This is a genomic window from Pseudomonas gessardii (genome assembly GCF_001983165.1).
Taxonomy (GTDB): Bacteria; Pseudomonadota; Gammaproteobacteria; order Pseudomonadales; family Pseudomonadaceae; genus Aquipseudomonas; species Aquipseudomonas gessardii.
The window spans coordinates 188,100-213,323 of the sequence record NZ_MNPU01000002.1 but is presented as its reverse complement, the minus strand read 5'-3'; the positions used below and the strand labels follow the sequence as shown (position 1 = coordinate 213,323).

25 protein-coding genes are annotated in these 25,224 nt (G+C 59.6%); 13 read left to right on the top strand and 12 right to left on the bottom strand.

Translation table 11 applies throughout. The annotated features are described in order from the left end of the window. Positions 1–28 precede the first annotated feature (28 nt). On the bottom strand, positions 29–1,540 hold the full coding sequence (locus tag BLL38_RS03170) for a nucleobase:cation symporter-2 family protein (protein WP_076961311.1): 1,512 nt from the start codon (positions 1,538–1,540) through the stop codon (positions 29–31). A gap of 172 nt (positions 1,541–1,712) precedes the next feature. Between BLL38_RS03170 and BLL38_RS03165 the strand changes: the two genes are divergently transcribed. Continuing rightward, entirely contained in the window at positions 1,713–2,663 is a 951-nt protein-coding gene (locus BLL38_RS03165; protein WP_076961310.1) for a LysR family transcriptional regulator, read from the top strand. A gap of 143 nt (positions 2,664–2,806) precedes the next feature. Further along, positions 2,807–3,640: a nucleoside-binding protein gene (locus tag BLL38_RS03160; protein ID WP_076961309.1), complete on the top strand. Its 834-nt coding sequence runs from the start codon at positions 2,807–2,809 to the stop codon at positions 3,638–3,640. On the opposite strand, the gene punC is transcribed toward BLL38_RS03160, so the two are convergent. After that, entirely contained in the window at positions 3,637–4,821 is a 1,185-nt protein-coding gene (gene punC / locus BLL38_RS03155) for a purine nucleoside transporter PunC (RefSeq protein ID WP_076961308.1), read from the bottom strand. The two genes, BLL38_RS03160 and punC, sit on opposite strands and share 4 nt — an antisense overlap. 122 nt (positions 4,822–4,943) lie before the next feature. On the opposite strand from punC, the gene punR reads away from it, so the two are divergent. After that, positions 4,944–5,861 (top strand): DNA-binding transcriptional activator PunR, encoded by a 918-nt coding sequence (punR, locus tag BLL38_RS03150; RefSeq protein WP_076961307.1) that lies wholly within the window; start codon positions 4,944–4,946, stop codon positions 5,859–5,861. Here punR and BLL38_RS03145 read toward each other — a convergent pair. Beyond that, complete coding sequence (locus BLL38_RS03145) at positions 5,853–7,019, bottom strand: aspartate aminotransferase family protein (protein ID WP_076961306.1); 1,167 nt, start codon at positions 7,017–7,019, stop codon at positions 5,853–5,855. The genes punR and BLL38_RS03145 overlap by 9 nt on opposite strands. A 98-nt stretch (positions 7,020–7,117) precedes the next feature. Here BLL38_RS03145 and BLL38_RS03140 point away from each other — a divergent pair, with 98 nt between their 5' ends. Next, the gene (locus BLL38_RS03140; RefSeq protein ID WP_076961305.1) at positions 7,118–8,023 is read left to right on the top strand and encodes a LysR family transcriptional regulator; all 906 of its coding nucleotides are present in this window, start codon (positions 7,118–7,120) and stop codon (positions 8,021–8,023) included. Here BLL38_RS03140 and BLL38_RS03135 read toward each other — a convergent pair. Continuing rightward, complete coding sequence (locus BLL38_RS03135) at positions 8,020–8,643, bottom strand: HAD family hydrolase (protein WP_076961304.1); 624 nt, start codon at positions 8,641–8,643, stop codon at positions 8,020–8,022. The genes BLL38_RS03140 and BLL38_RS03135 overlap by 4 nt on opposite strands. Before the next feature lie 186 nt (positions 8,644–8,829). After that, positions 8,830–10,023, bottom strand: a complete 1,194-nt coding sequence (gene fabV / locus BLL38_RS03130) for an enoyl-ACP reductase FabV (protein ID WP_076961303.1) — start codon at positions 10,021–10,023, stop codon at positions 8,830–8,832. Positions 10,024–10,350: 327 nt separating this feature from the next. Here fabV and ppnN point away from each other — a divergent pair, with 327 nt between their 5' ends. From ppnN to BLL38_RS03110, 4 genes are all read left to right on the top strand, one after another. Beyond that, positions 10,351–11,724, top strand: a complete 1,374-nt coding sequence (gene ppnN / locus BLL38_RS03125; protein ID WP_076961302.1) for a nucleotide 5'-monophosphate nucleosidase PpnN — start codon at positions 10,351–10,353, stop codon at positions 11,722–11,724. A gap of 118 nt (positions 11,725–11,842) precedes the next feature. Beyond that, entirely contained in the window at positions 11,843–12,157 is a 315-nt protein-coding gene (locus tag BLL38_RS03120; protein WP_167376348.1) for an AbrB/MazE/SpoVT family DNA-binding domain-containing protein, read from the top strand. Next, positions 12,154–12,549 carry a type II toxin-antitoxin system VapC family toxin gene (locus tag BLL38_RS03115; RefSeq protein WP_076961301.1) on the top strand — a complete coding sequence of 132 codons (396 nt, stop codon included), beginning with the start codon at positions 12,154–12,156 and terminating at the stop codon, positions 12,547–12,549. The genes BLL38_RS03120 and BLL38_RS03115 overlap by 4 nt, the downstream gene beginning before the upstream one ends. A gap of 72 nt (positions 12,550–12,621) precedes the next feature. Continuing rightward, positions 12,622–12,996 carry a hypothetical protein gene (locus BLL38_RS03110; RefSeq protein WP_076961300.1) on the top strand — a complete coding sequence of 125 codons (375 nt, stop codon included), beginning with the start codon at positions 12,622–12,624 and terminating at the stop codon, positions 12,994–12,996. Between the two features lie 36 nt (positions 12,997–13,032). Here BLL38_RS03110 and BLL38_RS03105 read toward each other — a convergent pair whose 3' ends face one another. The 3 genes from BLL38_RS03105 to BLL38_RS03095 are packed head-to-tail and all read right to left on the bottom strand — an operon-like array spanning position 13,033 to position 15,944. After that, positions 13,033–13,956, bottom strand: coding sequence for a DMT family transporter (locus tag BLL38_RS03105; protein WP_076961299.1), 924 nt, complete (start codon positions 13,954–13,956; stop codon positions 13,033–13,035). After that, complete coding sequence (locus BLL38_RS03100; RefSeq protein WP_076961298.1) at positions 13,956–14,933, bottom strand: 2OG-Fe(II) oxygenase family protein; 978 nt, start codon at positions 14,931–14,933, stop codon at positions 13,956–13,958. Before BLL38_RS03100 ends, BLL38_RS03105 begins: the two co-directional genes overlap by 1 nt. Positions 14,934–14,948: 15 nt before the next feature. Then, entirely contained in the window at positions 14,949–15,944 is a 996-nt protein-coding gene (locus tag BLL38_RS03095; protein WP_076961297.1) for a hypothetical protein, read from the bottom strand. Positions 15,945–16,065: 121 nt separating this feature from the next. On the opposite strand from BLL38_RS03095, the gene BLL38_RS03090 reads away from it, so the two are divergent. Continuing rightward, positions 16,066–16,914, top strand: coding sequence for a LysR family transcriptional regulator (locus BLL38_RS03090; RefSeq protein WP_076961296.1), 849 nt, complete (start codon positions 16,066–16,068; stop codon positions 16,912–16,914). 107 nt (positions 16,915–17,021) lie between these two features. Here BLL38_RS03090 and mqo read toward each other — a convergent pair whose 3' ends face one another. Next, the gene (gene mqo / locus BLL38_RS03085; protein ID WP_076961295.1) at positions 17,022–18,668 is read right to left on the bottom strand and encodes a malate dehydrogenase (quinone); all 1,647 of its coding nucleotides are present in this window, start codon (positions 18,666–18,668) and stop codon (positions 17,022–17,024) included. A gap of 506 nt (positions 18,669–19,174) precedes the next feature. On the opposite strand from mqo, the gene BLL38_RS03080 reads away from it, so the two are divergent. The 3 genes from BLL38_RS03080 (at position 19,175) to tal (ending at position 21,974) form a co-directional block, all read left to right on the top strand. Further along, the gene (locus tag BLL38_RS03080; RefSeq protein ID WP_076961294.1) at positions 19,175–19,723 is read left to right on the top strand and encodes a cytochrome b; all 549 of its coding nucleotides are present in this window, start codon (positions 19,175–19,177) and stop codon (positions 19,721–19,723) included. Between the two features lie 90 nt (positions 19,724–19,813). Further along, on the top strand, positions 19,814–20,806 hold the full coding sequence (dusA, locus tag BLL38_RS03075; protein ID WP_076961293.1) for a tRNA dihydrouridine(20/20a) synthase DusA: 993 nt from the start codon (positions 19,814–19,816) through the stop codon (positions 20,804–20,806). 241 nt (positions 20,807–21,047) lie between these two features. Then, entirely contained in the window at positions 21,048–21,974 is a 927-nt protein-coding gene (gene tal / locus BLL38_RS03070; protein WP_076961292.1) for a transaldolase, read from the top strand. 135 nt (positions 21,975–22,109) lie between these two features. Here tal and rssC read toward each other — a convergent pair whose 3' ends face one another. Both rssC and rssB read right to left on the bottom strand, forming a co-directional pair. Continuing rightward, a complete protein-coding gene (gene rssC, locus BLL38_RS03065; RefSeq protein ID WP_032863286.1) occupies positions 22,110–22,592 on the bottom strand; it encodes an anti-sigma factor antagonist RssC in 483 nt (160 codons plus the stop codon). Next, positions 22,592–23,773 carry a two-component system response regulator RssB gene (rssB, locus tag BLL38_RS03060; protein ID WP_032863287.1) on the bottom strand — a complete coding sequence of 394 codons (1,182 nt, stop codon included), beginning with the start codon at positions 23,771–23,773 and terminating at the stop codon, positions 22,592–22,594. Before rssB ends, rssC begins: the two co-directional genes overlap by 1 nt. A 277-nt stretch (positions 23,774–24,050) precedes the next feature. Here rssB and BLL38_RS03055 point away from each other — a divergent pair, with 277 nt between their 5' ends. Then, positions 24,051–24,347, top strand: a complete 297-nt coding sequence (locus tag BLL38_RS03055) for a PilZ domain-containing protein (protein WP_076961291.1) — start codon at positions 24,051–24,053, stop codon at positions 24,345–24,347. Positions 24,348–24,406: 59 nt separating this feature from the next. Here BLL38_RS03055 and BLL38_RS03050 read toward each other — a convergent pair whose 3' ends face one another. Then, positions 24,407–25,093 carry an MlaA family lipoprotein gene (locus BLL38_RS03050; protein WP_076961290.1) on the bottom strand — a complete coding sequence of 229 codons (687 nt, stop codon included), beginning with the start codon at positions 25,091–25,093 and terminating at the stop codon, positions 24,407–24,409. Between the last annotated feature and the right edge of the window lie 131 nt (positions 25,094–25,224).

Genomic DNA, 25,224 nt, shown 5'->3' with positions numbered 1-25,224 from the left:
CTACATTCAGTTTTTTGTGGTGTTTTGGCTACACCTCACTGGTTTCAGCCCGCCCCGCCACCGCCGCTTTCGGCAGTGTTGCATCCACCAGCGGAATCTCCTTGCCCTCGGCATCAAACAATTTGCCCTTGCTGAAGTAATCCCCGTCCCGCAGTGCCGCCACATCCTGGAAGCACAGGCTGCGCTCGGTACCGGCGACGAACACCGACTGCTGGTCCGAGTTGCCGGCGGTGAAGTGGTTGAACGCCAGGTTCAGCAGGATCGCCATGATCGCCGAGGAGCTGATCCCCGAGTGGAAGATGGTGGCGAACCAGCTAGGGAACTGATCGTAGAAGCTCGGCGCGGCGATGGGGATCATGCCGAAGCCAATGGAGGTGGCGACAATGATCAGGTTCATGTTGTTGCGGTAATCGACCTTGGACAGCGTACGGATGCCACTGGCCGCCACGGTGCCGAACAACACGATCCCGGCGCCGCCCAGCACCGAGGTCGGTACAGCGGCAATCACCCGGCCCATAAAGGGCAACAGGCCAAGGATCACCAGGAACAGGCCGCCCGTGGCCACCACATAACGACTCTTGACCCCGGTCACCGCCACCAGGCCGACGTTCTGGGCGAAGGCGCTTTGGGTGAACGAGCCAAAGATCGGCGCGAACATGCTCGACAGCATGTCGGCACGCAGGCCATTGCCCAGACGCTTGGAGTCAACCTTGGTGTCGATGATCTCGCCCACCGCGAGGATATCCGCCGAGGTTTCCACCAGGGTCACCATGACCACGATGCACATGGACAGGATCGCCGCCACATGGAACGTCGGCATGCCGAAGTGGAACGGCGCGGGGAAGCCGATCATCGGGCCCTGGGTCACGGTGGAGAAGTCCGCCATGCCCAAAAACACGGCGATCAGCGTGCCAAACACCATGGCCAGCAGGATCGACAGGCGCGAGATAGTGGCGCTGCCCACCTTGCTCAGCAACAGCACCAACACCAGGGTGATGGCCGCCAGGCCGATGTTGGGCATGCTGCCAAAATCGGCAGCGCGGCTGTTACCGCCCATGGCCCAACGGGCCGCGACCGGCATCAGCGTCAGGCCGATGGTGGTAATCACGATCCCGGTCACCAGGGGCGGGAAGAACTTGGTAATTCGCGAGAAGATCGGGGTGATCAGCAACCCGATCAGCGACGCGGCCATCACCGCGCCCAGGATCGCCGGCACACCGCCTGCGCCATCGCTGCCGACAATCGCCACCATGGTCGCCACACCGGCAAACGACACGCCCTGCACCAAGGGCAACTGACAGCCAAAAAACGGCAGGCCCAGGGTTTGCAACAGCGTGGCCAGGCCACCGGCAAACAACGACGCGGCGATCAACAGGCCAATATCCGCGGGGGATAACCCGGCCGCCTGGCCGACAATCAACGGCACGGCCACGATGCCGCCGTACATGGTCAGTACATGCTGCAGGCCGTAAGCCATGTTGGCAGCGACGCCAAGATTCTCATCTTCTGGCCGTTGCGGTGACGCCTTCGGGATAGTCATGGTGAGAGGTGCTCTGTTTTTGTTGTGCGCTCACTGTATGCAATAGAAAGATTGGATGTCCATAGAGTTGTATACAATCATTTGCACAAGATACCCGGCATCGACGTTACAAAAATCCATTCAGCCGCCCAGCCCCGAGGCTTGAAGGCGTGCCCACAAGGATCTGAAAAAAATGCTCAACCGCACGCTGCGCATCCACTCTGCGGCCATTTGCTACTTCGATATGGTCCGGCGCTGCCATTCGATCCGCGAAGCTGCGCGCCGGCTGAACGTGGCGTCGTCGGCGGTGAACCGGCAGATTCTCAAACTCGAAGATGAAGTCGGCGCGGCCCTGTTCGAGCGCTTGCCCGGCGGGCTGCGCCTGACCGCTGCCGGGGAAATCCTCACCCGCCATGTAACCCTGGTGCTACAGGATGTGGAACGGGTACGCGGCGAACTGGAAGGCCTAAACCAGGTACAGACCGGGCATGTGGAAATTGCCACGGTGGAAGGCGCGACGGTGGAGTTGCTGCCCGCCGTGCTCAAGCGCATGCGCCAGCGCTATCCGGCGGTGACGATCGGGGTGACCGTGCAGGGTTCACAATCGATTCCAGCCGCGGTGATCAACGGCCAGGCGGACCTGGGGCTGGCCTTTGCCCTGCCGCGCAGTGCGGAAACCACACAATTGTGTGTCGGGCATTTCCGTCTGGGTGCGTTAGTGGCACCGGGGCATCCCCTGGCCTCCCATGCCAGCGTCAGCTACACCCTGTGCGCTGAACACGGGGTGATCCAGGCCAACAGCGAGCTGTCGATCCATCACCTGATCGCCCCACTGCACAAGCGCTCGCCGGCTGCGCACAAGCCGTTGCTGCAAAGCAACTCCATGGAACTGGCGCGGCAGTTGGCGCGCCAGCAGTTGGGGGTGGCGTTCCAGACGCGCATCGGCATCGAGGCCGACTTGGCCAGGGGTGAGTTGCTGCATATCCCCTTGAGTGACCAGGGCGGGATGTTCAGCGACCTGGGGCTGTATGCGCGCAAGGGTCGGGATTTGCCTACGGCGGTGGAGTCGATGGCCCACCTGATCAGCGAAGAAATCGCTTTGCGCGAGCGCGAAGAATCCCCCTGTACCCCACGTATTTCCTGACCTTCAGGCCAACTTCCGTGCTGCCGATTCGGCAGCAGCCCAGTCGATATTCTGTTCTTTGAGCAGCGCGGCGGTTGTGTCGATACTGCGCCCGGCGGCCCCTGCATGGCTGCCATGAGCCAAACGCCAAAGGAACTAAAACAATGAAAAAGGCACTGCACGGCGCAACCGTTTTACTCACACTCCTCGGCGGCGGGGAGGCTGTCGCGGTGGAATGGATGAACAACAGCGTAGGGTTTCGCTACGGGCAACAGTTCACCAATCCGAACAACCCCGACGACTTCAGCAAGCGCATCTACAGCTTCACCCACGCCAGCGGCTACCGGTACGGCAGCAACTTCCTCAACCTCGACGTCTTCCTGTCCGACAGCCACGACCCGCGCAAGGGCACCGATCACGGCGGCAGCGAGGTGTATGCGGTGTACCGGCACCAGCTGTATGCCTCACGGGTATTCGACAGGCCGCTGGGCACCGGGCTGATCAAGGATTACGCGCTGACCCTGGGCTTCGATGCCAACCGCAACAACAACCTGGCGTCGGCAAAAAAGCGCGCCCTGGTGCTCGGGCCGACCCTCAAGTTCAATACGGTCGGGGTGCTGGACCTGAGCCTGATGTACTACAAGGAAAACAACCATTCCGGCATCCCCGGCGCGAAGGATCCGAACCACACCTTCGACGACACCTACATGCTCAACCTGACCTGGATGCGCCCGTTCGAGCTCGGCAACCATGGCGCCAAGTTCCAGGGTTTTATCAACCATGTCGGTGACAAGGGCCATGACTACAACAGCCGCGACACCGCCGCAGAAACCCTGATGCGCACTGCGCTGATGGTTGCGGTACGGCCGGGCAAAAGCGTCAAGCCCAACCTGTACCTGGGGGTGGGCTACGAATACTGGCATAACAAGTTCGGTGTGGATGGCGGCCGTGGCAGCCGCACCTCGACGCCAACCGTGAATATGGAAGTGACGTTTTAAGCGGCCGCCAATTCCGACTCATCCGGCTTGGGCCGCGCCAGCCAATAGCCCAACATTGCCAGCGGCGCGGTCACCAGCATCACAATCACCGTGACCAGCAACGGCTGCTCCAGCAGCGACGACACCAACAGGCTGGCGACAAAGCACAAGCCCAGTTGCAGGGTGTTTTGCAGGGCGGCGGCCTTGCCGGAGTTTTCCGAAAACGGCATCAGCGCATTCGCCACCACAATCGGGTAGCTGGCGCCGTTGACCAGGGCCATCAGGCAGAACGGAATCAGCAAGGTGGTCAGCGTCGGCACCGTCAGGGTCGCCACCAGGTACAGCGCCACCATGCTGATGCAGTACGCCACCAGCAGCCAGGGCAACAGGAGTTTGCCCTGGAACCGTTGCAGCGCACTGCGGCAACTGTAGCCCCCCACCAGAAACGCCAGGGTCGGCAGCACATAACTCAGGCCAATATCATTGGGGCTGTAGCCCATGCCACCGAGAATAAACGGCGAGGCCGTGAGCCAGGCGAAGAAACTGGCGGAGCACGCAGCGAAGATCAGCACATTGCCGGTGAACACCCGCGACTTGAACAATTGCCCGTAGCCCAGCCGGGCCTTTTCACCGTCGGCGGCCAGGCGCTTGGGCATGGGTTTGAGAAACAGGGTCGGTAATAGCAGCAACAGCGAGACACCTAGCAATACGGCGAAGATCGCCTGCCAGCCCCAGTGATTCAGCACCACCGCGCCCAGCAGCGGCGCCAGCGCCGGTGACAGGGACATCAGCGGCATGATGCTGGCAAACACCCGGTGCGCCTTGTCCGCCGGGTACCGGTCAATCACCAGCGCCTGCCAACTGACAGCGGCACTGCACACCCCGATAGACTGTACAAAACGCAACGCCAGCAGTTGCGGCGCGGTCTCGACCCAGAACATTCCCAGGCAGCCGAGCACAAACAGGCTCAGGCCCGCCAGCAGGATCGGCTTGCGCCCCAGGCGGTCCGACAGCGGGCCCCAGAGCAGTTGCCCCACGGCAAACCCGGCGAGGAAGATGCTCAAACTGGCCCCCACCGCACCGGGGGAAATCTGCAGGTGTTCGCCCATGGCGCCGAACGCAGGCAGGTACATATCCATGGCCAGGTAGCCGAGCATGCTCAGCCCCGCCAGGTACCAGGTAAAACCAAAAGAGTTTTTCATTGAAGCCTTGTAAGTCCTGCCATCAAACAATTTGCTGACTGGCGCCTATTATGAAGCTGACAGTTACCCTGTGAAGCGATAATAATTGGAGACTATTATCAATATTTTTGAAGGCAACACCCATGTGGTCCGAATACTCCCTGGATGTGGTGGATGCCGTGGCCCGTCACGGCAGTTTCAGTGCAGCCGCCCAGGAACTGCACCGCGTGCCCTCGGCCATCAGCTACACCGTCCGGCAAATCGAAGAATGGTTGGCGGTGCCGTTGTTTGTCCGCCGCCACCGCGATGTGGAACTGACGCCTGCCGGGCGCCTGTTTATCGATGAAGCCCGGGGCGTGATGAAAACCATGCTCGGCACCCGCCGGCTGTGCCAGCAGGTAGCCAATGGCTGGAGCGGCCAGTTGAAAGTGGCGGTGGACTCCATCGTCAAGCAGCAGCGCTGCCGGCAACTGGTGCTGGACTTCTATCGCCACTTCCCCGACGTGGAGTTGTTGCTGGAGTACGAGGTGTACAACGGGGTGTGGGATGCCCTGGCGGACGAACGTACCGATATCGTGATCGGCGCCACCAGCGCGGTGCCGGTGGCCAGCCATTTCACGTTTCGCGACATGGGGCTGTTGAACTGGTCGGGCGTGGTCAGTGCCCGGCATCCCCTGGCGCAGGTAGCGGGCTTGATCAGTGACGAGCAACTGCGCCCGTTCGCGTCATTGTGCCTGACCGACACCTCGCGCAGCCTGCCCAAGCGCGACACCTGGACCCTGAATAACCAACGGCGGCTGGTCGTACCGAACTGGACCTCCGCCATTGACTGCCTGCGGGACGGCCTGTGTGTCGGCATGGTGCCTTCGCACCTGGCACAGCCGCTGATCGACAGCGGTGAGTTGGTGGTACTGCAACTGTCTCGCCCCTTCCCGGCCAGCCCATCCTGCATGGCCTGGGCGCAGAGCAAACTGTCGCCGGCCATGGCCTGGCTCCTGGACTACCTGGGGGACAGCCAGACGATGAACCAGGAATGGCTGAACGGGCCGGGGTCACAGTAGCCGAACGATGCCCCGCACAATCATCTCCACTTCCTTGCTGTCCAGGGTCAGGGGCGGCAGCAGGCGAATGACCTTGCCCCGCGTAACATTGAGCAACAAACCCTGCTCCCGTGCGGCCCGTTCCGCCAGGTCGCGCTGCGGCGTGGCCAGCTCAATGCCAATCATCAGGCCACGCCCGCGGATCGCCAGCACCTGCGGGTGCTCGCTCAACTCCACCCGCAGCCGCGCCAGCAGGCGCTCGCCCTGGCGTGCGGCGTTCTCCAGCAGGCCTTGTTCTTCAATGATGTCCAGCACCGTACAGCCCACACGGCACGCCAGCGGGTTACCGCCAAAGGTGCTGCCGTGGCTGCCGGGGGTGAACAGCTTGCCCACCGAGGCGCGGGCCAGGCAGGCGCCAATCGGAATACCGTTGCCCAGGCCCTTGGCCAGGGTCATGACGTCCGGGACGATTCCCTCCTGCTGGAAGGCAAACCAGGTGCCGGTCCGCCCGATGCCGGTCTGGATCTCATCGAGCATCAATAACCAACCGTGTTGGCTGCAGTGGGCACGCAAGGCTTTCAGATAACCCGGCGGCGCCAGTTGCACACCACTTTCGCCCTGGATCGGTTCCAGCAATATGGCCACGATCCGGGGCCCGAACTCACGGGTCACCGCGTCCAGTGCCGCCAGGTCGCCAAAGCCGACCTTGATGAAGTCCCCCGGCAAACGCTGGAACCCCAGGCGCACCGATGGCCCGTCACTGGCAGCCAGGGTGCCCAGGGTGCGGCCATGGAAGGCATTCTCCATGACCACCACCAGCGGCTGCTCGATGCCTTTTTTCCAGCCATGCAGGCGCGCCAGTTTCAACGCGGTTTCGTTGGCTTCGGCGCCGGAGTTGTTGAAGAACGCCTGGTCCAGGCCGCAGAGCTGGCTCAAGCGTTGGGCCAGGCGCTGCTGCCAGTCGATGCCGTACAAGTTGGAGGTATGCAACAGCAACCCGGCCTGCTCGCTGATCGCCGTCACCAGCCGTGGGTGGGAGTGACCGACATTGGTCACGGCAACCCCGGCCACGGCGTCGAGGTATTCACGGCCCTGCTGGTCCCACAGGCGGGTGCCAAGGCCACGGGTAAAGCTCAGGGCCAGGGGTTGATAGGTGGTCATCAGGCAAGCGGCGGTCATGGCATCGGGCTCCATCGGGGTCAGGGCCCTAGTATCGTTAGCCACTCAAGCTGGATAAACTGCGCAGATCTGCAATGACTTTTAATCAGGGCTTGATAATGGACCTGTTCCAGGCAATGACCGTCTACGTCAAGGTGGTGGAGACCGGCAGCATGACCGCAGCAGCCCAGGCCTGCGGCCTGTCGACCACCATGGTCGGCAACCACCTGCGGGCCCTGGAGCGGCGCCTCGGCGTCAGCTTGCTCAAGCGCACCACCCGCAAGCAAAGCCTGACCGAGTTCGGCGGCCTCTATTACCAGCGCTGCCTGGAAGTACTGGGCTTGGTGGCCAACTCCGAGCAACTGGCTGAACAGATCCACCGCGAGGCGCCACAAGGGCTACTGCGCATCACGGCCCCGCCCGCGTTCGGCGCCGAGCGCCTGGCACCGGCGCTCAGCGAATTCTCCCGGCGCTACCCGCAGATCCAGCTGTACGTGGTGCTGAGCAATCAAGCGATGGACCTGATCGACAGCGGCTTCGACGTGGCGCTCCGCCTCGGTGAGCTGCAACCTTCGAGCTTGATCGCCCGGCCCTTGCAGGACTACACCATGACCCTGTGCGCATCGCCGGATTACCTGGCCCGCCGGGGTACACCCCTGCACCCCATGGATTTGCAGAACCACGACTGCCTGGCATTCGCCTACCCCTCGACCGATGACTGGCGCAACGCCGACAAACTCTGGCGCCTGCAGGATGCCGAGGGTGAAATCGAAGTCGCCGTGTCCGGGCCCATGACCATCAACAGCTCCCAGGCCCTGCACCGTGCCGCCGTCGAAGGCATGGGCATCGTGATGCTGCCCGACGCCCTGGTCGGCACCGATCTGTTGGCGGGGCGCCTGGTGGCGCTCCTGCCAGGCTACCAGTCACCTTCGCGCCCGATGCACCTGCTATATGCGCAGGACCGCTATCGCCTGCCCAAGCTGCGGGCCTTCGTCGACTTCGCGCTCGAACAATGGGCGCGCTAGACACTCACCCCCAGGGCCTGGAGTTCACGGCGGGTCTGCTCGGGTGAGACGTGATGAATACCACGCCAGCCCAGGGCCGTGGCGGCCTTGGCGTTTTCGGCCACATCGTCGATAAACACCACTTCTTCGGGCTGGATATCCGGCAGCTGGGCGCGCACCTGGTCGAGGCTGGCGCGGTAGATCGCCGGGTCGGGCTTGATCAGCTTCACCTCGCCAGACACCACGATATTGCGAAAGTATTGGAGGAAGGGGTAGTTGGCACGGGCATAGGGGAAGGTTTCTGCGGACCAGTTGGTCAGGCCGAACAGCGGCACGTTGGCCTCATGCAAGTCTTCAAGAATCGCCACGCCGCCTGCGAGCGGGCCGCGCAGCATTTCATGCCAGCGCTCGTAGTAGGCCCGGATCAGGGCTTCATGTTGCGGGTGTGCGGCGATCAGGCTGTGGGTGGCTTCAGCCAGGGTGCGCCCAGCGTCCTGTTCGGTGTTCCAGGCCTGGGTGCAGATGTTGTCGAGGAACCACTGGCGTTCCTGGTCACCGGGAATCAGTTGGCGGTACAGATGGTGCGGGCTCCAATCAAACAGGACACCGCCGAAATCAAAAACTACTGCACGAATCGTCATGAAGATCCTCCGTTAGCCGAGTGTGGTCACTGGAACACCCAGCATGAAGCAAATGTGGGAGCTGTCGAGCCCCGGCGAGGCTGCGATAGCGACGGCACTGCAACATTATGTTGCCTGAACCACCACTATCGCAGCCTCGCCGGGGCTCGACAGCTCCCACAAGGGTTTCGTTTCGTTTGTTAGCGCTTAAGCCTGGACCAGGCCTTCGACCTTCACGGTCGGATTGACGTCAGCCTCGTAATCCACGCCAGCAATCTCGAAACCGAACAGGCGCAGGAACTCCGCCTTGTAGCCGGCAAAGTCGCTGATCTCGTTGACGTTGTCATCGGTGACCTGGTTCCACAATGCCGCCACGGCGTCCTGGACTTTTGGCTCCAGCTCAGCCAGGTCGGCGCGCAGGCGGCCATCGGCGTCGAGCTTCGGTTCGCTGCCGTACAGGCTGTCCTTGAACAGGCCGTAGACCTGCTCGATGCAACCTTCGTGGGTGCCCTGCTCTTTCATCACCTTGAACAGCAGCGACAGGTACAGCGGCATGATCGGGATTGCCGAGCTGGCCTGAGTGACCACGGCCTTGAGCACCGAGACCCGGGCATCGCCCTTGAGTGCCGCGAGGTTGTCGCGCAGGGTCAGGACTTTCTTGTCGAGGTCTTTCTTGGCCTCGCCGATGGAGCCGTTCCAGTAGATATCCTGGGTCAGTTTTTCGCCCAGGTAGGTGAAGGCGGTGGTCTTGGCGCCTTCGGCCAGCACGTCGGCATCACGCAGGGCGTCGATCCACAGCTGCCAGTCTTCGCCGCCCATCACTTTGACGGTGCCGTCGATTTCTTCCTGGGTGGCCGGTTCCAGGGTGGTATCCACGACCACACCCTTGTCGGTGTTGATCCCACGCAGGGTCACGGCCTTGCCGATCGGCTTGAGGGTGGAGTTGTGCACCACGCCCTGGGGGTCGGTACGGCGTGGCGCAGCCAGGCTGTAGACCACCAGGTCGATCTTGCCCAGGTCTTTCTTGATGGTTTCGATGGTCAGGCGCTTGATCTCGTCAGAGAACGCATCGCCATTGATGCTCTTGGCGTACAGGCCTTTTTGGGCGGCGAACTTGTGGAAGGCGGCGCTGTTGTACCAGCCGGCAGAGCTGAGCTTGCCTTCTTCGCCTTCTTTTTCAAAAAACACGCCAAGGGTGCCGGCGCCGCAACCAAAAGCGGCACTGATACGTGCAGCCAGGCCGTAACCGGTGGACGCACCGAGCACCAGGACTTTCTTCGGGCCGCCTTCGATGGCACCGTGTTCGGTCACGTAGTCGATCTGCTCTTTGACGTTTGCTTCGCAGCCAACAGGGTGGGCGGTCACACAGATAAAGCCACGAACCCGCGGTTTGATGATCATAAAATTTCTGCCTCTTCCAAGGTGCCGATGGCCAATGGTGGCCATTACGGCGTCAATCGTACTGGTCTATGACGTCCGAAAAACCGAAGCGTCACGATAGTCGCAATTCTTCTGTTCGCAAAATCCAATCCACACTGGCCAAAGGCGCTATATTTTTCCAACAAGGGCGCGAATTCAGCAAATTCTGCGGCATGATGAGCCAGGGCGGCGTTTGCGTCCTGCCTGTAGGGCGGGGAGAATGCCTGTCCTGTGCGACCGTATTCGGCGCTCGTCATCCTCATGCCACGGGCTGTTCATCGCCGGTGGCTGCGCTTTCAGGGAATAAGAATGCCTCAACGCCAAGTCATCAATGCCTCCGTCAGCCCCAAGGGCAGTCTCGAAACGCTGTCGCAACGTGAAGTCCAGCAACTGAGCGAAGCCGGTTCCGGCAGCATCTATACGCTGTTTCGCCAGTGCGCCCTGGCTATCCTCAACACCGGCGCCCATATCGATAACGCCAAGACCATCCTCGACGCCTACAAGGACTTCGAGGTGCGCATCCATCAACAGGATCGTGGCGTACGCCTGGAGCTGCTGAACGCGCCGGCTGATGCGTTCGTGGATGGCGAAATGATCGCCAGCACCCGGGAAATGCTGTTCAGCGCCCTGCGCGACATCGTCTACACCGAAAACGAGCTCGACAGCCAACGCATTGACCTGAGCACCTCCCAGGGCATCACCGACTACGTATTCCACCTGCTGCGCAACGCGCGTACGCTGCGCCCCGGTGTCGAGCCGAAGATCGTGGTGTGCTGGGGTGGACACTCGATCAATACCGAAGAATACAAATACACCAAGAAAGTCGGGCACGAACTGGGCCTGCGCAGCCTCGACGTGTGCACCGGTTGCGGCCCAGGCGTGATGAAAGGCCCGATGAAGGGCGCGACCATTTCCCACGCCAAGCAACGCATCACCGGCGGGCGCTACCTGGGCCTCACCGAGCCTGGCATCATCGCCGCCGAGGCGCCGAACCCGATTGTCAACGAACTGGTGATCCTGCCGGATATCGAAAAACGCCTGGAAGCCTTTGTGCGTGTCGGCCACGGCATCATCATCTTCCCCGGCGGCGCCGGTACGGCCGAAGAGTTCCTGTACCTGCTGGGTATCCTGATGCACCCGGACAACCGTGATGTGCCCTTCCCGGTCATCCTCACCGGGCCAAAACAGGCGGCACCGTACCTGCAACAGCTGCATGCGTTTGTCGGCGCGACCCTGGGTGAGGCGGCCCAGGCCCACTACCAGATCATCATCGACGACCCTGCCGAAGTTGCCCGGCAGATGACTGCGGGCCTGAAGGCCGTCAAACAGTTCCGCCGCGAGCGCAACGACGCCTTCCACTTCAACTGGCTGCTGAAGATCGACGAAGGCTTCCAGCGCCCATTCGACCCGACCCACGCCAACATGGCCAGCCTGCAACTAAGCCACAGCCTGCCGCCCCATGAACTGGCGGCCAACCTGCGCCGGGCGTTCTCGGGGATTGTGGCGGGTAACGTCAAGGACAAGGGCATCCGCCTGATCGAACAGAACGGCCCATACGAAATCCACGGCGACCCGACCATCATGAAGCCGCTGGATGAGCTGTTGAAGGCGTTTGTGGAGCAACACCGGATGAAACTGCCCGGTGGCGCGGCGTATGTGCCGTGCTATCGCGTGGTGCAATAAGGCAAATGGCCAGGTCATAGGTTGTATTGCTTTAGGGCTGTCTGAGGGGTGTCGAAGGCATAAAAGCGGACTAGGGTTTTATCTATTCCGACCACCGACACCTGCAGAAGAGCGACCTATGGACCAACGGATCTTGTCCTCCATTATTCCTTACCCTAAGGTAAGGAATATCCCGCTGGAGATCTTCATTATGGCCACCGCCACACTCACCTCAAAAGGGCAAATCACCATCCCCGTTCAAGTCCGGGCCGCATTGGGCCTGGACACCGGAGACCGGGTGGAATTTGTCGAAATGGACGATGGCAAGTTCGCCATCATCGCCGCCAACCACAGCGTCCAGGACCTCAAGGGGCTGATCCGCAAGCCCGCCACGGCCGTCAGCATTGAACAGATGAACCAGGCAATCGCCGTGCAAGGAGCCAAAGCGGGATGATTGGCCTGGATACCAATGTGCTGGTGCGCTATGTCACTCAGGACGACCCGGTTCAATCGGCCAAGGCCACGCACCTGATCGAATCCCTGACCGTTACTGCGCCGGGTTTCGTCAGCCTGGTCTCGGTGGTGGAGTTGGTCTGGGTGTTGCAGAGCTGCTACCCATGCACCAAGACGCAAGTGGTGGCGGTTCTGGAAACCCTGCTGCGCACCCGTGAACTGATCATCGAACAGGCCGAACTTATCTGGCAGGCCGTGCGCCGATTCACCACGACCAAGGCGGACTTTGCCGACTGCCTGATCGAGCGCTGTGCCCACGCTGCCGGGTGCGAATACACGGCCACCTTTGATAACGACGCCGCGAAAGCCACCGGCATGCGCCGCCTGGGCTGAACCCTGGCGTTGCTGCAATGGACCGGCTTTGATAAAACCTGTGTTCCACCGCCCCTTGAGAGACCGCCCAACGTGCGCACGCTTCTGCTCGCTGCCCTGCTCCTGACCCCCACCCTCGCCCTGGCAGAAACCATTGCCTGGCCGGACCTCCCCGAGACCTGCTTCGTCAGTGGACGGTCTGCGACCAACGACGATGTCGACAATGGCTGTGCGGCGTTTCTGATCAATGTGAAAGGCAAGGCGGCAGGTACGCCGATCAAGATGGATATTCCCCAATACGCCCTGCATGTCGAAGCAGGTACCGGCAAGGAGACGCCGGTGATCATCATCCAGGCGGAACAGAACGGTGATATCAAGGCTGTGGGGTACAAAGAACTGGGTACGGAGCAATTGGGCGCGGCGTTGCTCAAGGAAGTGCGGCTTTTGGGAACGAAAAAGCCGAGCTGAACACCACCCTCCAAGCAAGCGGCGTGGGCATAATGCTCACGACGCACACGCCATCGCCTGTCTTTTCAAACGGACTAGAATCAACCCGGCCACCACCACGGCAATGCCCACATACGTCGAGGTGTAAATCACATCGCCAAACATGATTGCCGCCCAGACCAACGTCACAGGGGGCTCCAGGTAAACCAGTGCCGCGACATGGGTCGCAGTCATGACCCGTAACAACATCCAGAGGCTCAAATACGCGATAAACGTAGAAAACACCGTCAGCCAAACGATCGAGACCAGTACGGCGCAGTCCTGGGGAACGCTTAACGTATCGGTGTAGAGCACCGCCGCAGTGAAGCCCATCAAGGTCATCAGCGACTGGATAAACAGCGACAGGCTCAAGCTACTGCGCTGGGTCTGCTTAAGTGCTGAGCGGCGCTCATACAATGTCGCCATCGTCAGCCCCAAGGCCGAGACAAGCGGCAGTAAATACATGACCAGCCCGACCTCGGCACCACTATTGCGGTACTGCCCCGCGATCACAATCGACACCCCGCAAAAGCCCACCAGCAAACCCAGCCATTGCCACGCTCCGCTGCGCTCTGTGGTACTGCCCGACGACAGTGCGGCCGTCATCAGTGGCTGAAGCGCCGCAATGATTGCCGCAATCCCCGGCGGCAACCCATTTTGGATGGCCACGTAGACACAACTCAAATAAAGAAACTGCGACAAAAAACCGATCACCGCGTGGTGGCGAATTTGCGCCCAGGAAACCTTCAGCAGCGCACTATTCAAAAACAGCCCCAGGCACACCGAGACCAGCAAAAAACGCCAGAACAGTAAGTTGAACGCGCCTGCATCCTGAGCCCCCATCTTCGCCCCAATAAAACCGGAGCTCCAAGACAAGACAAACACCATCTGCAAGAGCAGTAACTTCAGCGTTCCCAGGGTCGCGCGCTTGGGCAGCCTCATTATTGCCCCCTGGGCATCGCCAGTTCGGCAAAGGTAATAGGCGCAATGCCCAGTCGACGGTATTGCTCCTCGGCAGGCAATGCCAGGTTTCGCCTCAGCTGGAACCATGGCCTGATCGTCCTCAACACACCGTCATCGGATGCCAGGTGCCAGAACTTGTTCACATCGACCGAACTGTAGGGACAATGAAATGAAAGTACCAACGACATGCGCCGACCGGCCGTGACAGGGCGCACGCCATGAAACACACGGCTGCCGTAAAGGTAGACCGCATCGCCACTGGCCCGGACAACGCTGGTACATAGGTGCCCGTCCAGGTTATTCAGATCAAAGCGCTCGTTCTGCCCTTCAAAAAACACAAACTCTCCACCTTCATACTCACCAGGGTCCGATAGCAAGATATTCAATACGAAACTGGTACCGTCGGTATGCCACATGCCAATCTGGGCTTTATCTTCAGGCGTCTGGCGCGGGTAGAAATAGTTGACCTGTGAACGCGCCCGTAAAAATGGATGGGGCACCAAAGGCACGCCTGCAATATGCGACACCGCCAACAAAAAGGCGCGACTGCCCATCATTTCCCGAATAAGGGTCGAGGACTCAGTGGCAGCACGGGTGCGATTGGAAATAATCCAGTCGCTGGTGGTAGAGCCCGCCTCCAACTGATAACAGGCACGACGCAATTGCGTGACGCCCTCTTCGGTAAATAACCCCGCCACCTGTGCCACGGCGGTGAGTTGCTCAACCGAGGCGACGGCCAACGGCGAGTTCACATAACCCAGTTCGGCAAGGCTTCGGTGATAGCCAAGTGCCGGAACACTGTTGTGTAAGTAGCTATCACTCCAATGCTTCAAGGTATCGAGCAATGCCCCAGGATGTTTGCATCGCCCCGATGCCGGAGACAGCGATGCCTGCAACGCCAGTTTCAGCCGTCCTGCTCCCTGCGCAAATACCGGAAGGTCACCGTCTCGTCTCATGGCTATCCACCTCTGTTATCGGTCAGTGCAATCGTGGTCCGGGCAATATTCGGACAGTTGATACATGACACTGCCATCTCCGCTGCAATACTCACCAATCACTCGGCAACTGCCGTACTCCTGGCGTACCCGGATAAATTGCTCGCGGGTGTATTTCAGGCAGACATTCGTCAAGAGATAGCCATCATCATGACCGTCGTGGACAGGCAGCAACGTTGCGGCGACACGGTAGCGATCATCGTGGTGCTCGATCTCGGAGATGACGACCCGATGGTTATCCGTTTTCTCCAACCCCAGTTTCAAACCGATCAGGTCGGAGAACCGAATCATGCACTCGTGGCTATAAAACCGATGGATGTGGGCATCATCCTCAACCGTGGACAATTGCATTTCTGACAAGACATACGTTCGCCTGCCACCCACCCGGCGGATGATCTGGCCAACGGTATCGGGCAACTCATTGCCCTCCTGGAAGCCCAGCATTGTAATCAGCGTTATATCCTGGCCGCGTTCAAGCTGGTGCCGGCGCAAGTCCCGGAAATCGGTGGCCAGATAGGAGAACCCCTGGGGCGTGGCCAGCATCGGCTCAACCGCGCGGCGCATGATGCCCTGGGAAGCACAGTTGATATCAACCGCGGTGTAATACTCAGGTTCAGCGCCACACTCCAGCAAATACCCCATCAGGGCGGATGTTTTCACCGGCTCCGGACCCAACTCGACGTAATGCAAGCTGCCCTGCCCCAGCAGGTCAACCAGATCATTGGCGACCGATTGCAGCAGTTCGCCCAGGGAACCCGACCCACAAGGCGCAGCGCATATGCCTTCGGCGCTTATCCCCTGGTTATTCAGGGCGGTCATCAGCGCTAATATTTCTTCGCTGACCTGCTGCGAAAGCGCCGTCCGATGCTCAGACAGGGTCGAGTATTTCTCAGCGTTTTCAATGGTCCAGATTCGCCCTCCGAGGTCATGATTATTCTGCAAAGACGCTACAACCAGCGTGTTGATATCCATATACGCTCCAACTCTTTTTATTCGATAGACAGGCACGCTCCTGTTTGACCAAAAGACTAAAGTGAGGTCATGATTTTGTATATTTGAATAATCTGCACCACTAATCCTCAAAAGAGGAATCATGAACAAGCAATTGAACATCGACCTCCTACGCACCTTTCATGCGGTTGCCCGCTTTCGACGGTTCAACGAAGCAGCCAACCATGTGCATCGCAGTGCGTCGACCGTCACCACGCAAATCCACAAGCTGGAAAACCTGGTGGGCCAAAGGTTATTCAGCCGCAACAACCAGGGCGTCGAACTGACGATGTATGGCAAGAAATTGCTGAGTGAAACCACGGAGTTTCTGAAAAGTCATGACCGCTTGCTCGCCTCACTCAGCCCACAACGCATGCAGGGCAAAATTCGCCTGGGCTTGCCTGACTCATACGCCCCAGCATTTATGCGCGACTTCCTACCGCTGCTGATTGCAGACAATCCACTGCTTGAGTTGGAGGTGGAGGCCAGGTCCAGTGGTGAGCTGTTCACGATGTTCAGTCGCGAACAAATTGACCTGGCGCTGGTTGTCAGCTCGCAGCCGCTGGAACAGGGCGAGCGTCTCGGCACGATCCAGCCTGTCTGGGTCGTTGCCGAGAACTTCCAGAGACCCGAGCAGGCGCCACTGCCCATCGCCGTGCAACTGACCGGCTGCCCATACCGGGCATCGGCCTTGCGGGCCCTGAAAGAACATGGGGTTTATTACCGAGTCCTGCTGGAGAGTGCCAGCTCGACGGCGGTGGAGGCGGCCATCATGTGTGGATTGGCGGTCGGGATGATCGAGGAAGAGCGCATGGGCGCCGGGCTGACCAGGCTCATCCCCGGCATACAGTTACCTGGGCTGCCGCCGCATCAGCTTTATCTACTGTCTGATAGCGCTAATCACCTGGCACTTCACTTACATGAGCAGATCAAAAAAGGTTTCAGCATTTGACTCCTATGAGCAGATCGAAAAGCCATAAACCAAAAACCCGCTGACCGTTACCGGTTCAGCGGGTTTTATGGGGCAACTCAATCCTGTCTCAGGACCTTGCCAACCGCTTACAGCGCAATGTCAGCCGCCGGCTTGCTCGGCTCAGCCGCAGGCTTGGCAGCCTCGGTCGCTGCTGGTGCAGCCATTGGTGGAATGGCTGGCGGAGGCGTCAGTTGCAGAACCTTGGCGGTGTAGGCCCACTCTTGCGCAACCCGCTCAGGGTTGCCGTTCAGCTTGGTGCCATAGCTCGGCACGATCTGCTTGAGCTTTTCCTGCCAGGCCGGGGTAGCGACCTTGTCCTTGAACACTTTTTCCAGCACGGTCAGCATGATCGGCGCTGCGGTGGACGCACCTGGCGATGCACCCAACAGGCCGGCGATGGTGTTATCGGCGGAGCTGACCACTTCGGTGCCGAGCTTCAGGACGCCGCCCAGCTCTTCGTCACGCTTGATGATCTGCACACGCTGGCCGGCCTGCCACAGGCGCCAGTCTTCTTTCTTGGCGTTCGGGAAGTACTCTTGCAGCGCCTTGAAGCGGTCGTCATCCGACTGCATCAGTTGGCCGGCCAGGTACTCGACCAGTGGGTATTCACGAATACCGACTTTGGTCATTGGCCAGATGTTGTGGGTGGTGGTGCTGGTCAGCAGGTCCAGGTACGAGCCTTCTTTGAGGAACTTGGTGGAGAAGGTCGCGAATGGGCCAAACAGGATCACGCGCTTGCCATCCAGCACGCGGGTGTCCAGGTGCGGCACCGACATCGGTGGCGCGCCAACCGACGCCTTGCCGTAAGCCTTGGCCAGGTGTTGCTCGGCAATCGTTGGGTTCTCGGTCACCAAAAACGAACCACCCACCGGGAAGCCTGCGTATTCCTTGGCTTCAGGAATACCCGATTTTTGCAGCAGATGCAGAGCACCGCCGCCCGCGCCGATGAACACGAACTTGGCGTCGGTCTCGGTCTTGGTGCCGTCTTTCAGGTTTTTGTAGCTCACACGCCACGAACCGTCGGCGTTCTTGGTGATGTCCTGCACTTCGCTCGACAGTTTCAGGTCGAACTTGGGGGTGGTCTGCAGGTGAGCGACGAACTGGCGGGTAATCTCGCCGAAGTTCACGTCAGTGCCGAGCGGCGACCAGGTGGCGGCGATTTTCTGGTTCGGGTCACGCCCTTCCATCATCAGCGGCACCCACTTCTTGATCTGTACCGGATCTTCGGAGTATTCCATGCCAGCAAACAACGGGCTCGCCTGTAGTGCGTCGTAACGCTTCTTCAGGAACTTGATGTTGTCATCGCCCCACACAAAGCTCATGTGCGGAGTGGAGTTGATGAACGAGCGCGGGTTCTTCAGAACGCCTTGCTGAACCTGCCACGACCAGAACTGGCGGGAAATCTGGAACGCTTCGTTGATCTCGACCGCTTTCGGGATCTCAACGGTGCCTTCCTTGTTTTCCGGGGTGTAGTTCAGCTCAGCCAGGGCCGAGTGACCGGTACCGGCATTATTCCAACCGTTGGAGCTTTCTTCGGCGACGCCGTCCAGGCGCTCGACCATCTCCATCGACCAATCCGGCTGCAGCTCGTTGAGCCATACACCCAGGGTCGCACTCATGATGCCGCCGCCGATCAATAGCACATCGACTTTCTTTGCCTCTTCCGCCTGGACGGAAGTGATCCCTATGGACAAAGCCAGCCCCAACAGAGCAGTGTTCACTTTTTTAAACATCGTAGCACCTATGATAAAACGCCTTCCGCCCTACCATCCTCGACCTTCCGGCAACCGTGGTACGCCAAACATCAGGCAATGTCCGGCTGGTTCCCGTACTCGCAAGCACTGCAGGGTGGGCACACAAGGCCGACGTATCGACCTCACTTTTATGTCCCTTCTGCGCTGACTTTTTATCATTATTGGCTTCAGCTACCTCGGCGACAGCTCTCTGCCGGTACGCATTCGGGAGTGCGTACCAGAGAAAGGATAGACCAAGATGGCGCGCAGAATATCATGCTCCGGCGGGATCGGGCGTCTGTTCTGGACTTGACGGTCGTCTTCGCGGCAGGTTCAGCGCCACCTGAGGAATAGGGCATCCTGTGACCCGGCGTTTGTAGTCCCGGCAGGATGGAGAAAAATGCTGAAAATCAGAAAAGTCGATGGGAATCATCGAGTTTTTACGGTTTTCCGCCCTGCCCAATTGTCGATAATCGCGCCTACCCAAAAGACAGGCGCACATCCAGATGACAGAGACAAAAAGCTATACGGCCACAGCAAAATGGCTGCACTGGGGCATGGCACTCATCTGGATTGCCGCCTGGCTGGTGGGGCTCGTGGCCGTTCATTGGCGCGACGAATTCAACCCGCAGCATCAACTCACCTTTTTACACAAGGCGATGGCGAGCACGCTGATATTCCTCATCGTCCTGCGCATCGCCTGGCGCCTGACCCATGCGGCACCGGCGATGCCAGACACCATGACACCGCTGGTCAAGCGTGCAGCCTTCATTGGCCACCTGTTGCTATACATCGTGGCGCTGGTCGGGCTGCCGATATCCGGCTGGTACTGGAGCTCGGTGGCTGACAAGCCCATCCTGGTGGCCGGCTTATTCCTACTGCCGCCGCTGGTGGAACCAGATAAAAGCCTCTATGACCTGGCAAAGGCGATTCATACCTACAGCGCGTGGCTATGCGGAGCTCTTGTGGGCGGGCATATGGTGGTAGCGCTGAAACATCACTTTATTGATAAGGATAAGGTCCTGGCGGGGATGCTGCCGGGGCGAGTCGACTGATGTGGGAAGGCTCTCGGTACCTGGCCTCAACGAGGCCACTCCGTTCCTGATAAACTGACTGCCCTTCGCCTTCCCCATCCAGATACTTCAATGTCCCTACAAATTGCATCAATGCCACTCTCCCGTCGGTTTTCGGTTGCGCCGATGATGGATTGGACCGACCATCATTGCAGATACTTCCTACGCCTCCTCTCCAAACACGCCCTGCTCTACACCGAAATGGTCACCACCGGCGCCATCCTCCACGGTGACCATGACCGCTTTCTGCGCCACAACGAAGCCGAGCACCCACTGGCGCTGCAACTGGGCGGCAGTGTTCCCGCCGATTTGGCCGCTTGTGCCCGCATGGCTCAGGATGCAGGCTACGACGAAGTAAACCTGAACGTCGGCTGCCCCAGCGACCGGGTGCAGAACAATATGATCGGCGCGTGCCTGATGGGCCACCCCGCTCTGGTGGCGGACTGTGTGAAGGCGATGCGTGATGCGGTGTCGATTCCGGTGACGGTGAAGCACCGTATCGGGATCAATGGCCGGGACAGTTATGCCCAGCTGTGTGATTTTGTCGGGCAGGTGAAGGACGCGGGTTGCACCAGTTTTACCGTGCATGCGCGGATTGCGATTCTGGAAGGGTTGTCGCCCAAGGAGAATCGGGACATTCCGCCGTTGCGTTATGACGTGGCGGCGCAGTTGAAGCGGGATTTTGCCGAGCTGGAGATTATTCTCAATGGCGGGATCAAGACGCTGGAGCAATGCGACGAGCATTTGCAGGTGTTTGATGGGGTGATGCTGGGGCGTGAGGCTTATCACAATCCGTATTTGCTGGCAGCCGTGGATCAGCGGCTGTTTGGCAGTACGGCGCCGGTGATCAGTCGGGCCGAAGCGTTGGCGCAGCTGCGGCCGTATATCGCCGAGCATCTGGCCACGGGCGGGGCGATGCATCACATTACCCGGCATGTGCTGGGGTTGGGCACCGGGTTTCCAGGGGCGCGCAGGTTTCGGCAGTTGTTGTCGGTGGATATTCACAAGGCCAGCGATCCGTTGGCTTTGCTGGATCAGGCCGGGGCGTTGCTGGAGGGCCGTTGACGGAGCAGGCCAGTCGATTTATTGGGCGACGGGTCCATCGCTATCGCGGGCAAGCCCACCTTTTGATCGCGGCGCAGGTGGAACCTGATGGCGATTTTGCCCTCCTATCTAGCAGCACGGCCGATCATTCAAACGGCTGTTTTCAGGTTGTTGCCCTCGCAAACGATCGAACGCATTTGCGCCCTTGAGCGGCTAGCAACCCTCGGGTAATGTCATCAGACCCATAGGACAGAGCACGCCCATGACTTCCAAGTTGGAACAACTCAAGCAATTCACCACTGTAGTTGCCGACACCGGCGATTTTGAAGCTATCGCCCGCGTCAAGCCGCAGGATGCCACCACTAACCCTTCCCTTTTGCTCAAGGCTGCGTCCATTCCGGGCTATGCCAAGCTGCTGGATGCCTGCGTGCAGGATTGCAACGGTGATGTAGGCCTGGCCAGTGACCGTTTTGCGGTGGCTGTGGGCCAGGAGATCCTGAAAGTGGTGCCAGGGCGTATCTCCACCGAGGTGGATGCGCGCCTGTCGTTCGACACTGACGCGGTACTCAAGCGTGCGCATCGCCTGATCGACCTGTACGAAAAAGCAGGTATTGGCCGCGACCGCGTGCTGATCAAGATCGCGTCCACTTGGGAAGGCATTCGTGCCGCCGAGCAGCTGGAAAAGGAAGGCATCCAGACCAACCTGACCCTGCTGTTCTCCTTCGCCCAAGCCGTGGCCTGTGCGGAAGCCGGGGTGTTCCTGATTTCACCGTTTGTCGGTCGTATCTACGACTGGTACAAAAAGGCCAATGGCAACGATTACACCGGTGCCGATGATCCTGGCGTGCAGTCGGTGACGCGCATCTACAACTACTACAAGGCCAATGGCTACAAGACCGTGGTGATGGGCGCAAGCTTCCGTAACCTGAGCCAGATCGAGGAACTGGCCGGTTGCGACCGCCTGACCATCAGCCCGGACTTGTTGGAGAAGCTGGCGGCCGACAATGGCAAGCTGGAGCGCAAGCTGGCGCCAGGCCAGGCCGGTGAGGCCCGTGTACACATGACAGAAGCGCAGTTCCGCTGGGAGTCCAACGAGGACGCGATGGCCACTGAGAAGCTGGCGGAAGGCATTCGTCAGTTTGCCCGGGACCAGGAGAAGCTGGAGGCGTTGTTGAGCGCCAAGCTGTAAAAAGCGGGCGCGGTAAAAAGGGCGGTATCCGTTAGGATGCCGCCCTTTTTTGTACCCGTTCAATATGCGGTGGTTGAGCTGGCGCTATCGCAGGCAAGCCAGCTCCCACATTTTGACCCTGCTCCAACAGTGAAGTCAGTGCCGCTCGAGGGCGTTGACCAGATCGTGGAAGGCTTCGCGGTTAGATTCGTTCAACCCCATCAGGATCTTGTGCGCCTCCAGCACCTTGAGCCGCACCACTTCCTCGGATTGGTCCTGGGAAGGCAAGTCGGTCAGGCATTCCGGGCAGGGGATCGGGCGGTCAACAATGTTGAACACTTGATCGAACCCCATCGACTGTAGGAGCCGGGTGATGTCTTCGTGGGTGGTGACGACGGTCGGCAGCAGTCCGACCTTCTGCCGAGACAGAATGGACAACTTGGCCAACAGCCCAAGGGTGGTGCTATCGATGCTGCGGGTTTCGGTCAGATCGATCACGATCGCCGAGAAGTTCAAGGCTGTGAAAATCCGCTCAATCGTTGCATCCAGCGCCGAACACAAGGTCAGGCGCACTTCACCGACAAACTTCAGGACAAAGGTCCCTTCTTGCTCGGCGAATTGGATTCTTCCGGTACTCATCAAAGATTCCTGCTCAACACCAATAGGGCGATATCATCCGGCATCTCCCCTAGCGTGGCCAATCCAAAAACCTGCCGCAAGCCATCCAGGCTGCCGCCCGCCGACCTGACCCGTTGGGGCAAGGCGGCTTCTTTCTCTTTGAGTGTAGGCTCTGGAAGAAGGTCCAGGATGCCATCGGACATCAGCGTCAGGCTGAAGGCCGGCGGCAGCTCCAGAATGTGGTCTTCATAGGTGGCTTCATTGAACAAGCCAACCGGCAAACCACGCCCTTCCAGATAACGCACACTGTCTGGAGTGTATAAAACCGGCAATGGCAGGTGACCGCCAATGCTGTAAGTCAAAAGACCGGTTTCTTCATCAATCACGCCGCCCACCATCGTTACGTGCTTGCCCAGCTTGCAGCTGATCAGGCCCCGGTTGATGTGGCCCAGCACTTGCGAGGGAGTGAACTCCGGCAAGGTGCCATTGCGCTTGGATTCAAACAACAGCCGTGTGGTCATGAACTTCAACAACACGGTCACGAAGGCAGAGGATGCGCCATGTCCCGAGACATCGGCCAGGTAGAACGCGACGCGGCGCTCATCCACGCGGAAATAATCGACAAAATCACCCGACAGGTACAGCGACGGGATGATCTGGTGGGCGAACTGGAACTCGTCGATGCTCCAGGGGCTGACCGGCAGCATGTTCATCTGCACCTGGCGACCGGCGTTCTGGTCTTCCTGGAGCAGGTTGAGGCTGGCTTCGAGCTCCCGGTTGGCGGTTTCGAGCTTTTCGCGGTAGCGCTGGTTTTCCAGGAGCAGGCGGGCACGATCCAGCGCTCGGCGCACCGAGTGCTCCAGGACGGCCAGGTCTTCCAGGGGCTTGATCAGGTAGTCGGCGGCGCCCAGGCGCAAGGCTTCCACAGCGTCGTTCATCACCCCGGCACCAGACACGACAATGACCGGCGTCTGCGGGGCAAGCTCGGTCACCTGGCGGATCAGCTCAAGGCCGCCCATCTGGGGCATGCGCAGGTCGCAGATCACCAGGTCGGGCTGGTCGCGCTCGAACACCTGGAGACCCTGAAGACCATTGCCGGCCTGCAGGACGCTGAAGCCACTGTCTTCCAAATAGGCCGCGAGGCTCGCGCGCACTACTTCGTCGTCATCGATTATCAGCAGCGTGGCACTGGTTTTTTGCATGTGGGCAAACGGCGCCAGAATTAGGTTGGCGTAGGCAGTCAGGCAATGGCCCGGCTCGCACTACTGGATTCGCTTTCTAGCCTCTCTGTCCTACAAAACATAAGCGCTTGGCTCACGCACAAAGGTAAAGCAGAGGTGCCCTTCTAAGGCGCAGACGGTACTCCCATCCGCCAGGGGTTTCAAGCTCATGCCGATGGTCGCCGAGCGTCTTTACATCGCAAATCACCGGGAGTTATAAGAACAGGCAAAACCACAACGCAATGGAAGGATGAAACCTATGAGCGCAAACGAACGTGACTATGCGGAAAAGCGCGATTTCATCCGCATGCGGGTGGATGCCGACGTGTCATTGATCCATGCCGGGCAAGAGATTGCCGGGGTCTGCGTGGACCTCTCCAGCTCTGGAATGCAGGTTCAGGCGAAGCAGTCGTTCAATGTGGGCGACCAACTGAAGGTGCGTATCGACTCAGAGCACGCCGCGCTCAAAGGTCTGGAGGCGGATACTGAGGTGGTATGGGCCCGCAAGGAAGGCGACGACCAACACCTGGGCCTGAAAATCCTCAAGATGTACTGAAATCAATGCACACAAAAAAGGCGGCCCCGAAGGCCGCCTTTTTCATTCAAGGCTTAACCTTAAAAGTCATCCACGACATTGCCGTCCTTGACCTTGAACTCACGGTTCTGCAGGTAGGCATTGCGGATAAAGGTGTACTTGTCGCCGTTGATCAGCTTTTCAGCCGACAGCAGGCTGGCGCGGGTATCGACAATATCGAGACCAAAAGCGCTGTTGCGCGTAGGAATGTCGTTCATGTAGCGGTACGGTTCGGTGTAGCTGTCGACATACTTGGACGGCGCATCACGCAGGGTGCTTGGGCCCAGCAGTGGCAGCATCACGTAAGGACCGCTGCCCACGCCCCAGTAGCCGAGGGTCTGGCCGAAGTCTTCATCACTGCGTTGCAGCCCCATTTTGGTGCCGACGTCGATAAAGCCGAGCACGCCAAACGTGGTATTGACCAGTAAGCGCGCAGTATCGACACCGGCCTGGTGGGGCTTGAGTTGCAGCACGTTGTTGGCCAGGTTGCCCACATCGCCGATGTTGCGGAAGAAGTTGTGGATACCGTCTTCGACAAATTGCGGGGTGATGAACTGGTAGCCCTGGGCCAATGGCTTGAGTGCGTAGGTATCAACGGTGTCGTTGAAGGTGAAGATCGGGCGGTTGATGCTTTCCCATGGGTCTTCTTCCGCCGCCTGGGCAACGAAAGGCACCAGCAAGACACTGGCACACATGGATAGTTGAGCAAGACACTGGCTCCAGCGCATAGCTTGAACTCCTTGAATGGTCTGTCATGGGCGCTATGCCCTGAATAAGGCCGTATTATATGACGGAAGTGTAAGATTAGGCAGCTTGATGGAATTGTCATTCAAAAAATGCACAAAATTCCTACAGTCAC